The following is a 16,169-nucleotide window of genomic DNA, read 5'->3' as shown; positions in this document are numbered from 1 at the left end:
TCCCTTAAATATCCAAGAAGCGCACGTCAGTGGCGTTACGTTGAATGAAAGCTCGCCGTGATTCCACGTCCTCGCCCATTAGCATCGAGAAAACCTCATCGGCACTGGCGGCCTCGGATAAGGTTACCTGTTTGAGCATCCTATCTTCGGGGTTCATAGTGGTTTCCCACAGTTCTTGGGGATTCATTTCTCCGAGCCCTTTATAGCGTTGCACCCCGCCCTCTTTCGGGAGGCGCTTGCCATCGGTTTTGCCGCTTTCTAGATATTGGTCACGTTGGCGATCGGAGAACACGAATTGGTGCGGTGCGTTCGACCATTTTAGCCGGTAAAGCGGGGGGCAAGCGATAAATACGTGCCCTTTTTCAATTAGAGGACGCATATAGCGGAACAGCAATGTCAGCAGCAAAGTGGCGATATGCTGGCCGTCCACATCGGCGTCCGCCATAATCACTATCGCGTTATAGCGCAGCTTGGAGATGTCGAAATCTTCCCCGATTCCGGTACCGAACGCGGTGATTAGGGACTGGATTTCTTGACTGGAGAGGGCGCGGTCTAGGCGCGCTTTTTCTACGTTTAGAATTTTTCCTCGAATCGGCAGGATTGCCTGGTGAGCCGGGTCGCGCCCTTGCACGGCCGAGCCTCCTGCGGAGTCGCCCTCTACGATGTAGATTTCGCATTCGGAGGCATCACGGGAGGAGCAATCCCGCAGTTTACCGGGCATAGAGACGGATTCGAGGGCGGATTTGCGCCGGGTTGCTTCCCGGGCTTTGCGCGCTGCTACCCTCGCGGTCGCCGCTTGCTGTGCTTTTACCAGGATTGCTTTCGCGTCCATGGGGTGGGCGTCTAGCCAGTCCCCCAGTTTGGAATAAACCTGCTGTTGGACGAAGGTTCGCGCCTCGGTGTTTCCCAGTTTGGTTTTGGTTTGCCCCTCGAACTGGGGCTCGGTTAGTTTCACCGAGATTACGGCGGTTAAACCTTCGCGGATATCGTCACCGGTTAGGTTTTGATCTTTGTCTTTGAGGATGCCTTTATCGCGGGCATATTTATTCATCAAGCTGGTGAGGGCGGAGCGGAAACCTTCTTCGTGGGTTCCGCCCTCGGTGGTGTTAATAGTGTTCGCGTAGGTGTGTACGGACTCGGAATAGGCGGTGGTCCATTGCAGCGAGATTTCTAGGCTGATGGAGGAATCTTCGTTTACTGCCTCAAAATCAATGATGTCAGGGTTGATTACCTCAGCTTTTTTGGAGTGGTTGATGAACTCTACATAGTCGCGTAAACCGTTTTCGTACATGAATGATACTCGCCGGAATCCGGGAACTGGATCATCCGCGGTGCCTTGGGCATCGCCAGTAACCAGATCGCCGGCATCGGTTGCTTCGGGGCGTTCATCGGTGAGGGTGATGCGCAGCCCCTTGTTCAGGAAGGCCATCTGCTGGAAGCGTTGCCGCAAAATCTCGAAACTGAAAGTAGTGGTTTCAAAGATTTCCGGGTCCGGATAGAAAGTTTGCTGCGTTCCGGTTTGGTCGGTTTCTTCCCCGCGTTCTAGTTCGGTGAGGGGATGCCCGCCATTGCCGAAGGATTGTCGCCAGGCGTAGCCTTGCCGTTTCACCACGGTATCCATCCGGGTTGAAAGGGCGTTTACTACCGACACGCCTACCCCGTGTAGACCACCGGAGACTGCGTAGCCTCCGGAGCCAAATTTTCCACCGGCGTGCAGAATAGTCATTACTACTTCGACCGTGGGGCGTTTTTCGGTGGGATGGATATCCACCGGGATTCCGCGACCGTTGTCGCTGACCCGCACCCCGCCGTCTGCCTGGAGGGCGACCTCGATATGGTTGCAATAGCCGGCCAAGGCTTCATCAACGGAGTTGTCTACCACCTCGTATACCAGGTGGTGCAGACCGCGCTCCCCGGTTGAACCGATATACATACCGGGACGTTTGCGTACTGCCTCTAGTCCCTCTAATACTGTGATGTCGTCCGCGCCGTATTCGTGCTGGACTTGCTGCTCACCCAGATCAGCCACCTGCTGAATCTCCTTGACCTAGTTCGCTGGCCCCGAGCCGGTTATTCCCGACCAGTGGGCGCTGTTCACCCCAGGGCATTCACGCCGAAAATCTGGCGCTCACTGACCCTATTCTACCGTGAAAGCCTCAAAAACCCACATTTTACGGCTTCAACCCAGTTTTCGGGGGAAAGTCACTTTTTTACTTTCGGCGCGCCTAACGCAAAATTCAGGAGGACGTGCATGGGGTTTTAGGAAAGCGCGCGCAAAGACCTTGAGGTAGGACTATTTATTTGGATTTACAATCCGGTAGCCGAGCCCGCGCACCGTCACGATAATCTTGGGCGAGTGCGGGTCGTCCTCAATCTTGGAGCGTAACCTCTTAACGTGCACATCCAGGGTTTTGGGGTCACCGAACCAGTTTTCACCCCACACCCTGTCCATGACCTGTCCGCGAGTGAGCACTCGTTCAGGGTTACGCAAAAAATACTCCAACAGTTCAAACTCGCGTAGTGGTAGCTCTTTTAGTTCCCCATGTACCCGCACTTCGTGGCGATCAACATCCATGGTGATGGGGCCAACCTCTAATATGTTTCCGATTTCGGGAACATCTTGAGTGCGGCGTAAAACTGCGGTGATTCGCGCCAGGAGTTCGCGGAAACGATAGGGCTTAGTCACGTAATCATCTGCGCCCAGTTCCAAACCGATAACCACATCAACCACGTCATCTTTAGCGGTAACCATAATGATGGGGGTGTCGTAGTTTTCACGCACCTGGCGGCAAACCTCGGTTCCAGGAATCCCTGGGAGCATCAAATCCAATAGAATCAGGTCGATATGGTTGGTTTTTACCGCCGATAGTGCCTGGTCGCCATCGGCTACCCCGATTACCTCGTAACCCTCACGTTTGAGGGAGTATTCGAGAGGGCTGCGGTAGGCTTCCTCGTCCTCAACTACTAGTATCGTGGTCATTACTCTTCCTTTGTGAGCGCTATCTGATTAACTTGCGTGTCCTTGGGGGTGTGGCGAGGCAAGGTGATAACGAAAGTTGCGCCCTCCCCCGGTTTCGAATTCACGTGAATAGAGCCGTTCAAATCCGAAACTACGTGTTTTACGATTGACAGCCCTAAGCCGGTTCCGCCAGTCGAGCGGGAACGGGCTGGGTCTACCCGGTAGAAGCGTTCAAAAATTCGTTTTTGGTCTTCTTCAGATATCCCTATCCCGTTATCAGCGACTTCGATAACCACATTGTCGTTTTCGCGCAGGGTGACATCTACCTGTCCGCCGGGATTGGAATAGCGAATCGCGTTTTCCAACAGGTTCTGCAGGGCAGAAGTCAGTAGCTCTAAGTCGGCATGAACTAGAATGTCTTCTCCTTGCGGAAAATGGGTGTTCAAAGCGATATTTGAGTCCTCGGCTGCGGTACGCACCTGGTCGAGAGCATCGTTTATAGCTTCGATTGCCAACATTGAACGTGGTTTAGCTGGCAAGCGCCCATCTTGCAGGCGCGCTAAGGAAATAATTTCGTAAACCAGTTTGGTTAGTCGCCGTGATTCTTTAACTAGCTGGGTGGAAAAAGTCTCGACTGCCTGCACATCGTCGGCGTTATCGTGAATGGTTTCTGCCAGCAAGGAAATCGCTCCCACCGGGGTTTTTAGTTCATGGGAAGCATTAACTACGAATTCGCGACGGGTAGCATCAGCTTGGAGGACGCGGGTGCGGTCCTCTAGCAAAACTAGGGTGTGCCGCGAAGATATGGGAGCCACTCGCACCCTGACCGACCAGGGGACGGCCGCATCGGGATGTACCAAATCGTAGTCTTGTTCAACGATTCTTCCGCTCTGGCGCGCCTCTTCTATCTGCGCTAGTAGCTGCGCATATTCGATAACCCCATTGTGAAATAGGGGGATAAGGCGCGCCAGTTGGGATACGTACGCAAAGGAGTTATCTGGTTCCAGCACCACTGAGGCTTCCGGTAAAGCATCAAGGATTGAAGATAAATCCTCTACGCGCCAACCGGAATCATCCCAACCTGCCTGGGCGTTTGCGCTCTCCATGCTTTTTATTTTAGGGCTCTCTTTATCTGACAATCTAATTTTCTTTTCTTAGTTAAAGTACTGTTTACCGTGGATAGCGCTCATCTTTTTGCTCAATCCAATAGTTACTTCGATGCGTAAACCCCAGGGCTCGTCCTATCCGAAACGCCCCGCAATATAGTTTTCGGTAACTTTTTCGTGAGGGGTGAGGAAGACGGATTCGGTGGGCCCTATTTCGACCAGTTTTCCGGGTTGGCGCGGCCCGGAAATGTTGAAGAACGCGGTCTGGTCAGAGATTCGCGCCGCCTGCTGCATATTGTGGGTGACAATCACAATCGTATAAGTTGCTTTTAGCTGCGCAATCAAGTCCTCGATTGCCAAAGTAGAGATGGGGTCGAGCGCCGAGCAAGGCTCATCCATCAACAGCACTTCGGGTTTAACCGCAATCGCCCGCGCAATACACAGGCGTTGCTGCTGACCCCCAGAGAGGGAAGCGCCGGGCTTATCTAGGCGATCTTTGACTTCTTCCCACAGGTTCGCGCCTTTTAGGGATTCTTCTACTATCTGCTCGCCCTCGTCTTTACTGATTTTCACCCGATTCAGGTGCAATCCGGCGAGCACGTTGTTCTTAATCGACATAGTGGGGAAGGGATTCGGACGCTGGAACACCATCCCGATCATCCGCCGTACCTCTACCGGGTCTACGTCCTTGCCATAGAGGTTATCGCCATTCAGGAGCACTTCGCCCTCGATGCGCCCTCCGGGAGTAACTTCATGCATCCGATTCAAAGTGCGCAGTACCGTGGATTTACCACACCCAGACGGCCCAATCAGGGAAGTTACCGTTTGGGTTTCTATCGTCATATTTACATCCTCTACGGCTTTGAAATCACCGTAGTAGACGTCTAAATGTTTAGTTTCTAAACAAATCGCCATTTTCTTTCCTGTCTGCTTTTACTTCTTGCAGCCCTGCCCCCCAGCGAGGACGAGCCAGCTATTTTCCAATCGAGAGTTTCTTCGCCATAAAACGGGCAGCCAGATTCAAAACCAATACCGCGAATACCAGTACTAAAGCCGCGCCCCAGGCACGCTCCACATTGATAGTGGGGTTGCAATTGACCGCGTGGGCGGCACACGAAACTGTGGAGGTGTATTGCTGGTAGATATAGACCGGCAAGGTTTCCATGCGACCGGAAAACACATTGTTGTTAATCGCGTCAAACATTCCGGCGGTAATCAGCAAAGGAGCCGTCTCCCCCACAACGCGGGCGATTGCCACCACCACTGAAGTCACCAAACCGGCTGCGGAGGTACGCAGCACAATCGATATCACGGTGCGCCATTTGGGAACCCCCAAGGCGTAGGAAGCTTCTCGCAAGTCGTTAGGTACCAGCCGTAACATTTCGGCAGATGAGCGCACTACCAGGGGAATCATTAGTACCGAGAGGGCAACTGCCCCCATGAGACCGGAGCGGTACGCCGGGCCAATCACTATGGTGAATAAAGCCGCCGCGAACAGGCCGGCAACGATAGAAGGAATACCGGTCATCACATCTACCAGGGTGGTAGTGAGTTTGGCGAACTTGGTGTTACCCGCATATTCGGTCAGGTAGATGGCTACCAACAGCCCCAGGGGAACAGAAATAACCGCTGCTACCAGGGTAATAAGTAAGGTTCCAATTAGTGCGTGATAGATACCGCCAGCTTCCATCCCCCCGTACACGCCTTTCATAGATACGCTCAGGAAGTAGGGGGAAATAATCCCGATGCCTCGGCTAATCAGTTCATATCCGATCGAAACCAATATCGCGAGCACCAACAGGCCGCACAGCCACATAGAAGCGGCAATCGCCTTATTAGTGAACCGGCGGCGAAAACTGAGCGCTTTTTCTCCGCCCAGCCGGGCGGGCTGTAGCTTCGTTTTGGGCTCGGTATTTTCGGGTTTTTCCTGATATTTCAGCTTTCTCTCTAGGATTACCGCCTGAAGAGCGGAAGTATTATCCGAGGAAGATAAAGCCGCAAGCTTATCACTTTTACCTTGACTAACTGCTCGAGTACCGGCGGAATCTTTGCCGATGCCTATAGATTGTTGTTTTAACTTCAGGTCGCCCTGATTCTGATTTTCTTCACTCATTTATTTCCCCGCACTTTCTTTACGGGCTACCAACCAACGGGCACCCGAATTGACCAGTAATGTCAGCATGAACAGCACTAGACCGGTGAAGATTAGCGCTGCCGCCATATTGGAATCAGCCTCTGGGAACTGGAGGGCGATATTGGAGGCAATCGTAGAGTGCGCTCCCGCCCGAAACAGCGACCACACGTAGGAGGCGCCAGGAGAAAGCACCATCGCCACTGCCATAGTTTCTCCTAGGGCTCGCCCTAACCCAATCATGGCTGCCGAGACTGTACCCGAACGCCCAAAGGGCAAAACCACAGTTTTTATCATTTCCCATTTGGTAGCTCCCAGTGCCAAAGCTGCCTCCATTTCCAAGCTAGGGGCGCGAGCATAAACCTCGCGGCACAGGGCGGTAATAATCGGAATCACCATAATCGCCAGCACTACGGAGGCCGAGAAAATTACCCGTCCTATCGGGGATACCGGTCCGGAAAACAGCGGAAACCAGCCGAAATAGGTGGCGAGAAATTCCATAATCGGCTGCAAGATTGGCAGCAAAACCAGTCCGCCCCACAGACCGTACACCACGGAGGGTATCGCCACCATTACGTCAATCAATCCCGCGATGATTGCCGAGATTTTCTGGGGAGCATAAAAGTTTATGAAGATTGCTAGCGCGATTGAAAGTGGCAACGCTATCGCCAAAGCAATCGCCGCTGCCAGCACTGTTCCAAATAGCTGGGGCGCAACATATTCCCAGATGCTCACCATTTCGGTGCGTCCACGCATTCGCAGGCGTAAATCCGGGTTGGAGATTGCCGGCCAGGCTTGCATAGTTAGGAACATTGCTACCAGGGCTAGCACGGCGGCAATAACTACCGCTGAACCTTTAGTAGCGAGATAAAACAGTCCATCCCAGTTGAAAATTCCCTTTCGAGAGGAAGCTGCTTTAGATTCTTGTTTTTCGGGGAGGGTTTTGGTACTCACGTTTCCTCCAGGTGGTTAAGACCAGGGGAACCGGCATTATTTTGCTGCCCCTGGTCGCCATGACCTATTTTGAGTTCTTACTTGATGGCATTTACCGCGGCACTAATTCTTTTGGTGATTTCCGTGCCTAGGGGCGCAGATCCGGCTGCCTCTGCTGCTTTCTGCTGCCCCTCAGCAGAGACCACATAGTTCACCCAGGCTTTCACCAGTTTCGCGGTGTTAGCGTCTTTGTACTGCGGGCAAACCGCGTAGTAGGAGACCAGTACCAACGGGTAGGCCTCAGGATCATCCGGGGTGCGGTTTAGTTTCAGAGCAAGGTCATTTTCTGCCCGTCCCTCCTCAACTTCAGCGTTTTCAACCAGTTTGGCGGCTGCCGCGGCTGAGTATTCCACGAAGCTGTCACCGGCCTTGAGCGCGGCAGTTCCAAAATCACCGGCTTGCGAGGCATCGATATAACCGATTGTGCCGACAGTTTTCTTCAGGTTATCTACTACCCCTGCGGTTTTATCTCCAGATTCGCCCCCTGCTACCGGCCAGTCCTTTGAGGGCTTATCCGGCCAGGCGCTAGGAGCTGCCGCGTGCAGGTAATCGGTAAAGTTCTCGGTGGTTCCCGACTGGTCGGCGCGGTGAATGGCCACGATTTTGCTATCAGGCAGTTTCACATCGGCGTTATCAGCGGCAATCGCGGGGTCGTTCCATTTGCTGATTTCTCCCCGGAAAATTTTAGCGATGGTTTCCGGTTTCAGGTTCAGAGTCTTGATGCCATCTAGGTTGAAGGCAACAGCCACTGGAGATACGTAAACCGGCAGGTTAATGGCCTTGGAATCTTTGCAAACCGCAGCGGATTTATCGATTTCTTCAGTGGAAAGCGCCTCATCAGTCCCCGCGAAGGCTACGCCTCCCTGTAGGAAGGTCGTGACCCCCGCCCCGGAACCAGTCGGGTCATAGGTTACTTCCACATTATTGGCTACTTGCGAGAATCCGGCTTTCCAGGCTTCAACGGCGCTTTTTTGGGAGGACGCACCAGCTCCTGCTAGTTTTCCGGAAATACTTAAGGTCTGGGTTTTATTTGAAGCTTCAGACGTTCCGGTGGCGTTATCAGAGCCGCAGGCGGATAGGCTGGTTGCTGAAAGGGCTATACCAGCGATAACAGCTAAAGATTTAATGCTCTTGCGCATTTCTTTCCTTCGATTCTTTTTGATCTTTCATTGACACTTGCAAGGTAAGTCAAAAAGTTAACGCCGCTCTGACCGCAAGGTTAATTCTTGGTTAATTTTTCAGTTCCCAAAGATTTTGGGCCGGCAGGATTTCCTGCCGGCCCAAAACATTGCCCAAGAACTTATGGGCAGTAGCCCAAACTTATTTCATCTGGGATTCTTCCGCTGGAATACCACCCTTTATCTACTGCTTAGAGGTTTTACGTCGTTGCAGATAAATAGCTGCCCCGGTCAGGGTGAACATTACCGCTAGCAGTAGGCTAGTTGGCGAGGCTCCGCTGCGGGAAAGGTCTTGAGAACCCTGGGTACCTTTTTGACTACTCCCTTTAGGTGGAACCGGTTTTTGGCTCTGTTTACCAGTATCCGGTTTATCGGTGGGGAGGGGTTGTTCTGGTTTATCCGTAGGCTTGGGAGCCGGAGGATTGTCTCCTGGAGTGGGCTGAGAACAAGGAACGATTGCGGGAATAGTGAATTCCCAAGTTTGCTCAGCTCCGGGAGCTAGCAGGTATCCGGGCTGCAAAACTGCTTTTACCTGCACACTATTACCGTTAGTTACCTGTTGATATTCGGCTACGCCCTCTAGCAGTTTCGGTAATACTACCTGAGCCTTTTCCCCACATTTCACCTGGTCAGCACTTTGGAGACTGGGAGCCAAGGGAGTGACGGTTTTTGCGTCAGACAGGACATAAACATGTCCAGCTTGGGTTTTAAACTGAATATGTTCATTATCCAGAACCGTTAAATCAACCAGTTTATTGGTGGTTTGGTCTAGGATTTTTTGTTTTCCGGCATCAGTAAAACGCAGTACCGCATCTTTTCCTTGATTCGATTTAATCTGCAAAACATTGATTTTGCCGGACTGCCATTGCATCGCAACCTCAAAGTTGCCACGAGCTACTAGACCACTCACGCTGCCTTTCCCGCTCCAGGCATCGGGTAGAGCCGGTAACAGATTCATGTAATTGTGGTATTTCGTTCCATCTTTCGTATAGGTGGAGTTGGACTGCAAAAGCATTTCATTAATACCAGAGGTGTTACCGAAGTTTCCGTCAATCTGGAATGGGGGATGGGCATCAAACAGGTTGGGGTACATAGCTTGTTTAAGCTGTTTTTCCACCAATTGGTAGGCATGATTTCCGTCCCCGGTTCGTGCCCAGGAGTTAATGCGTTGTCCTACTCCCCACCCGGTTGCATCATCACCGCGCTGACGCATACTGTATTTGGCTGCTTCCATATATTTCGCGTTATCAACGGTAATCAAGTCACCGGGGAATAACCCTAATAAATGGGACATATGACGATGATTCTTCTGATAGCTGGGAATATTAGTCCCATCTGCTTTTTTACCTAATTGTCCCTCAAAGAACCATTCCTTTATTTGACCACTGTCACCTACCTCTATCGGTTTAAGCAAAGAGATAGCGCATTCAAATGACCGGTTAGACTGCGTAGACACAAAATTACCAGCATCATCTTTATTCCAGTTATCGGCTTTACATTCCCCACTACCTTTAACCAAGTTTTGGTCTTTACCTAGGACTTGGGCAGCTTCGATAGCATCATTTAACAGTTGCCAGACCAGCGTAGACTCATAGGCATTGCCATCAGTTCCCTGCGGACCGTGCTCGGGTGAATAAGCCACCCCGGTAGTTAAGCGTTCGCTGCCGTCAGCAGCTTTCTGGCTGCCTTTGTGCAACATATAGTTCACATAGAACTGTGCTTCTTCTTTCAGTAACGGATAGATAGTGTCCTCTAAGAGTTGTTTATCGCCACTAAACTCGTATGCCTCGTACACGTTTTGCAACAGCCAAGGCATTGCAGCCGGGCTCCAGCCCCAAGAAAAGTCCTTACCGGGGGCGGTCCAACCGTAGGCGGTGTTCTCGGTATGCGCCATATACCCTGCTCCCTGCCCGATGGGGGCATCCGGTTTGGAGGAAGCACCAGCATAGGTTTTAGCTGTCACCCTGCCGGGTTTCACTAAAGATTTCGCATAGCTAATCATGGGGGTTGCTAGCTCTGCCATATTCGCCGAATAGGTCGGCCAATAGTTCATTTGCAGATTCACGTTCATATGGAAATCTGCTCCCCACGGAGTTTTACCGTGAGCATTATCGTCAGCGGTGCTCGACCAGATTCCTTGCAGGTTCGAGGGCAGCTGACTGTTTTCGCGCGAGGAGCCGATAGTTAGGTAGCGTCCATAGTTATAGACCAACACCTCTAAAGCCCGTTTTTGCTTTTCATCGGCGCTTCCAGCTTTATAGGCTTGCAATAGTTTGTCGGTAGCTAACGCACCGTCTCCGTAGGTGGGGTCTTGTCCTAAATCAAGTTTTACCCGGTTGTAGATGCTTTGATGATCTGCGATATGATCCTTCTTGACCTGCGCATATCCTTTATTAGCTGCTTTTTGCACGTTTGCAGCCAAGCGGGTATCTAGCGCTTTCGCGTCCTCCCCGTTTCGATAGCTGGGGTAAGTGTTTTGATAATTGGTTCCCGCAGCGATATACAACGTCACGGCACCAGCATCTGAAATCTTTAATGCTTTTCCGTCATCAGAGCTAACGCTTCCCTCAGCGCCCTCTACAACTGCCTTTATCTTCGCGTTATAGAGCAAACCGTTGTTACCCAAAGCGCCCTTAACTGTCAAGGTATCCCCGGTGACCGTGGTGGTTTCCCCTTTCTTAGTGAACCCGCTGTTAGTTGGGAAAGTGACTTTAAGGTTCAAGGCTTTGGCTTGGCTGGCAGTCAAACGAACCACCATAACGTTATCCGGGTTGGAAACCAAGAATTCTCGTTTGTAATCTACTTGACCGGAACGGAAACTAACATTTGCTTTCCCCTCAGATAGATTCAGGCTGCGCTCATAGTTTTCTGCCGGTTGTGTACCTAAACCGTAATCAATATAGATATTGCCCCAGTTTTGGTATGAGCCCTGTTCGGCAGCATTTTCACCCCCGGTCAGATTGGAGGGATTAACAGTTTGTGCACCTTGTTCTAGCTTCTTGTTAAGCTCACGTAAAGTGGCGCCATTTCTGCCTTTAGAGTCGTTATTGCCGCCTTTATAGGACGCGCTGGTACCAGGGCCACCTGTCCATAGAGTTTCTTCGTTAAAGGTGATTCGTTCTTTGGCGATTTCTCCCCAAACAGTGCCTCCAACTTTACCGTTTCCAATAGGTAGGGTGTGGCGCTGCCATTTGTCGTCATCTCCTTTAACTGTTCCGTCAGCGATATTTCCATCTGCGGTTTGCGAGGCGGGCTGGCCGTACCAAAGAACGTCACTTCCTCGGTTATCACCGGGGGTATCAACGCTATCTTTGCCAACGTAAACATGGAAAGTGGTTGCAACCTTGGGGTTTTCTTTAAGCGTGACTTTAATCGGGTAACTGCCAACGTTCTTGCCATCAAACGCGGACGAATCTAAAACATATTTATCCGCAGTTAATACGGTTTTCGTTCCGGTAGCGGTTTCAGTTTTAGTTACTTCGATACCGCTGGCATCAAAGCTCTGCCCAACTTGGTAACGGATTTTAGGATTCTTGGTTACCTCAATAGTGAAAGGAGGTTGCTCAACTGTCATCAACAGCTGGGGAGCCATCTCCTGGTTAGCCCCCTGCAAAGCCCCGTTCGCGCCCTCGTAAGAAGCAAAGCGAATCTCGTTACCTTTATTCTCTTGTAGGGCGAAGGTAATGCTCTTATGTCCGGCCTTAATCTGGGAAGCCACAATTTCAGTAACATCTACGGTTACTTCTTTAGTGTTAGCGGTCACTATTTTTATGGCGTCGCCCGTATAGGTGGTGTTACCGAACTCGAAAGCGCCAGAGGTCGCAATCTTTGCGTTATCACTGCTAAAACTAGGACGAGTTGCCCAAGTAGCACTGCTCGGGGGACAACTGCTGGCCTGATTCGTGCATTTTTGGGTATCAACTGCCATGACGCTAATCGAAGTCGTATCGGTTGCCCGCGGAGAGCCTCTAAAGCCCACGTAGGTTAGCTTCAAAACCGCCTTTTGCGGCGCTTCCTCGTATTTAGTTAAATCAAAGGACAATAACCCCATTTTCGCGTCAGTACCGTCACTAACGTCACTTGAAACAAACTTTTCCCCAAAAACACCGTAATTAGTGCCGGGACGCAAAGCCCCAATATAGGGTTTGGCCGCCATAGAAGTTACTTTTTCGTTCTGCCATGACTGCAAGGTTGTATCAGCACTGGTGTAAACCGAGTTGGTAACCGTAGCTGGCTTCGGCTGGCTAGGTTCGGTGGAAGTATTTGTAAACTTGCCTTCCCAGCTCCAGTCACCTGGAGCCAATTCCCAACCGGGGGCTGCTGTTGCAGTGATTTGTACGGTAGTAGTTCCGTTGGTTACTTTGTGAACCCCGGGCGCAACTTCATTGCCATTAATCAGGTATCGAACACCCTCAATTTTGGGAATAGTATAGGTGTCGTTATCGGAGCCATCTTTATCGGTGAAGGTTGGAGCCTCAGGAGTGGCAGTGACGTAGCTTCCCTTAACATCAAGTTCGGCAGCTCCAGCAAATGCTTGGCTATTTTGAGCCGAAATAGCAGTAAATCTTATGTATTTAGCTCTATGAGTGGCATCAAAATTGATAGTTGCCGGCTTTCCGTCGGTTAAAGTGCCCTGCGCTGCTGGGTTCCATTTATTGGAATCCAAAGAATACTCGACCCGATATTCTTTGACTATCCCGTTAGCGGGATAAGCATCTTGGCGGGGAGTGTACTTCAATGCAGAAACATCTGCTATTTTCCCTAAATCTATTTGTAACCAGTGCGGCATAGGTTTTACTCCACCACTATAGGCAGAATGCCACTGGGTATCCAGATTGTTGTCGCAGGCATGTTTTGGCCAACCACTGTTACCATTGTTTTCGCCCGTGGCTTCATAGTCAGAGGCGGAACATTTCCAGTTTTCTTGGTCTAACCACTCACTCTTGCCAGCTGTACCCCAAGCTCTAAGCTCGGCCGCTCCGGCAAATGCCTGCCCGTTTTGTGCACTTTTAGCCGTTAATTTGAAATATCGGAACTCTTGTTTGTCTTTCGGTATTTCTATAGCTTTTTCTTCTTTATCATTTGCGAAAGTTCCGTCGGTTACGACAGTTTGCCAGTTATTTCCATCTTTTGAAACAGCTAAATCATACGTCTTGATATCGCCGTTATTACCTCCGCTTTGGCGAGGCAAGTAGGTCAAACGACAAACTTGATTTAACCGCCCCATATCAACTGTTGCGCTGTGAGGATACTGCGCAATGGCAGGATCCCAAGCGGTATGCCAAATCGTATTAGGATTATTGTCGATTGCGTATCGACCGAGGTCTTTCTCGTTTCCAGTAGCTTGTTCAGAATCGACTGTTATTTCCCAATCGCTTTGCGATATTTGCTGATAGCAGGGGTCTACCTTTGGTTTTTCAGATTGAGTAGGCTCTTCATTGGTAGGTCTACCCTCAAATAACAACACCTCAAATGGTTTCAATTGAATGTAATAAGGTTTATTGTCTATAACCCAAGAGTTCGTTTTATCATCCCGCTCGGTAAACTTAAATCGAGTAGCTTGACCACCAGGTATCTGCAAATCTGAAACAGCAGTAATAGCTATATACTTTGGCTGGTTGCTCGGATTTCGAACCGAAATCATTGCTCTGGCATCATCCGCGCTAGTTCCTGGATTATGCCAGGCAGCTGTCCCGTATACTTCCCCTTTTCCTGGAGAACCGCCTATCCAGTGCGTATCGGTAAGTAAATCAACATTTTGCCGAGCCCATTTCGCATTTTTGGCTATTTCGTCCCATGCAAATTTAGCGTTATCTGCTCCTATATTTTTAGCGTTAAAAAGGGTATTACGAAGATAAAGCTCTTGCAACCCAATCCCCATAGAGAAGAAATTCTTCAAATCGTTAGAGAAAGCGGTTCTCACCGATTTATTGGAAAAATCATGTGGCTGATTTGGTACTTGCCCATCAGTTCTGTCAGAAAAAATCACGCCATGATTCATAACCGAATTTATCGGAACCAGCGGATTCTCGACAATCATATTCTGATATACTTGCTGGTCACGATAGTTTACATATTTTTCTTGCGAATTTCCTTGTCCGGTTTGACCGGCATCATTTCCATCACGATAGATAGAATCTGCATACCAGAACCAGTAGGGTGATCCCCAGGTTCCAACGGTGGCATTAATCCACACATCTTTGTTTTTACCCCGCATATCTTGCATGAGTTCAAACAGTTTTTCATAATCGCCGATTAGTTCATTTTTAGCTCCGGTTATATACAAATCTCCTTGGGCAATGCCATCAAATTTGAATCCCTGCACCCCGTTATCCATCATGTAAAACACTTTGTCACGGAAGTACTTAAAATAGATTGGGTCAGATAAGCGCATAACTTTATTAGATTTTTCCCAAGGACGCTTGTTCTGATCTTGAAGTTTACTATTACCTAGCTGCGCTCTACGTTGAGCTGAAGTTCCGTATCCTCCAAAAGGAGACATCCACACTGATAGCTTTGCGCCCTGGCTTTCCATGACCTTGAGGTCTTCGCTAAACCCATTTGAGAATTCGGTGGGGTCGAAATCCCACACATTTAGTTTGCTTTCATCATTCTGCTTGGGGTCTCGCAAATAATCCCAACCATCGTCTACCCAATAAGAATCGACAGCAGCATCTCGCTTGTTCATTTCATCAAAAAACATTTTTTCTGCTGCCAGCATTTCCTGATGGTTAATCATCAGACGGGCAGAGCCGGTCGGTTTTAAATCAAACCAACTTTGGAAATGCAAGAAAGTACGCCGGGAGCGACAGCGTTCGCGCTCTATATAGTAGCTGAAAGCTCGCCTCATCTGATCTTGGGGTACTACCCCGATAGTGGTGGCTATTTCCCAAGGTTTACCCGGCAGGAGGTCGTGGACGCGGGGTAGTTTCACAAGAGCTTTTCCAGAGGAAACACTGACCTTTGCTAGCGGACTCTCACCTCCCACCCAGGCGGTTTCTTTTTTATCTTGTCCTAACAGGATTGGGGAGCCGTCATCTTTACCTTCGACTCGTCCAGTAACCTTTGCATCAACCATAGTCACGTTAGTAATATCAACGGGCTGGTTACCTGGATTTTCTATTTCCAGCACTTGCCGAACATAATTTGAGTCTTCTAGGAGCTCTGCCCGATACACCAGTTTCAGTTTTTTAAGCTCATCTGGAATGTTTTGTCCGCCTTGGAATACTTGAACTATTGCTTTCCCTGGGTAAGCGTCAGCGAATGAACCAGTGTTCTGCTTGGGGGTAAGGGAGACTACCTGTGGTTGTGAGGTAGCTGAGAAACTTTCTAAACTGATTTCTTTCCCTTGGTAGGTAAAACTAAACGCAGATTTTGAATTAAAGGGAACTTGCGAGTTAGTTAGCTTATTTTCTACTTTTTTAATTGCAACCCCGGAAGTGAAATCGAAATCCACCGAGATGGCATTGTTTGCAATATTAGCCACTTTCCCATTTACGCTAGCTGTTGCCGTGCCCGGCAGAGTTCCGGGGAAAGTTACCGGATTTTTGGTCGGCTGGGATAGGGAGGGCGCCGCCTGAGCATCGGGAAGAGGGCTGACTATCGGAAGTACGCTAAAAGTTAGAGCGAGAGGCAAAGCCATTAATACTGATAGCGCTCTAAAGTAGGTTTTCATCATTGATAACGTCCCAGAAGATAGTAAACGGAAGTGGGGGTTTGCAGCTTATTGCAATCAGCATTGATTCAACACCTGCTCGTTCAGAATACAGCCTGCCAGATAGTAAAGACAAATGAGGTAGTGC

General features: G+C 50.0%; 8 protein-coding genes. All 8 read right to left on the bottom strand.

What is annotated here, in order from left to right:
- Window positions 1–4: 4 nt before the first annotated feature.
- Window positions 5–2,029 (bottom strand): DNA topoisomerase (ATP-hydrolyzing) subunit B, encoded by a 2,025-nt coding sequence (gene gyrB / locus PG728_RS06100; RefSeq protein WP_072510412.1) that lies wholly within the window; start codon window positions 2,027–2,029, stop codon window positions 5–7.
- A 264-nt stretch (window positions 2,030–2,293) separates the two neighbouring features.
- On the bottom strand, window positions 2,294–2,980 hold the full coding sequence (locus tag PG728_RS06095; RefSeq protein WP_270626418.1) for a response regulator transcription factor: 687 nt from the start codon (window positions 2,978–2,980) through the stop codon (window positions 2,294–2,296).
- The gene (locus PG728_RS06090) at window positions 2,980–4,065 is read right to left on the bottom strand and encodes a sensor histidine kinase (protein ID WP_270626417.1); all 1,086 of its coding nucleotides are present in this window, start codon (window positions 4,063–4,065) and stop codon (window positions 2,980–2,982) included. Before PG728_RS06090 ends, PG728_RS06095 begins: the two co-directional genes overlap by 1 nt.
- 135 nt (window positions 4,066–4,200) lie before the next feature.
- A complete protein-coding gene (gene pstB, locus PG728_RS06085) occupies window positions 4,201–4,980 on the bottom strand; it encodes a phosphate ABC transporter ATP-binding protein PstB (protein ID WP_270626416.1) in 780 nt (259 codons plus the stop codon).
- A 58-nt stretch (window positions 4,981–5,038) separates the two neighbouring features.
- Window positions 5,039–6,178: a phosphate ABC transporter permease PstA gene (gene pstA, locus PG728_RS06080; RefSeq protein ID WP_270626415.1), complete on the bottom strand. Its 1,140-nt coding sequence runs from the start codon at window positions 6,176–6,178 to the stop codon at window positions 5,039–5,041.
- Window positions 6,179–7,150, bottom strand: a complete 972-nt coding sequence (pstC, locus tag PG728_RS06075; RefSeq protein ID WP_270626413.1) for a phosphate ABC transporter permease subunit PstC — start codon at window positions 7,148–7,150, stop codon at window positions 6,179–6,181.
- 77 nt (window positions 7,151–7,227) lie between these two features.
- Window positions 7,228–8,328 carry a phosphate ABC transporter substrate-binding protein PstS gene (pstS, locus tag PG728_RS06070; protein WP_270626412.1) on the bottom strand — a complete coding sequence of 367 codons (1,101 nt, stop codon included), beginning with the start codon at window positions 8,326–8,328 and terminating at the stop codon, window positions 7,228–7,230.
- Window positions 8,329–8,551: 223 nt separating this feature from the next.
- Complete coding sequence (locus PG728_RS06065; RefSeq protein WP_270626410.1) at window positions 8,552–16,045, bottom strand: glycosyl hydrolase family 95 catalytic domain-containing protein; 7,494 nt, start codon at window positions 16,043–16,045, stop codon at window positions 8,552–8,554.
- Window positions 16,046–16,169: the final 124 nt, after the last annotated feature.

This window comes from Varibaculum timonense, from assembly GCF_027694345.1.
Taxonomy (GTDB): Bacteria; Actinomycetota; Actinomycetes; order Actinomycetales; family Actinomycetaceae; genus Varibaculum; species Varibaculum timonense_A.
Note: the sequence above shows the minus strand (reverse complement) of the source record. Positions and strands in the feature narration are given on the sequence as shown.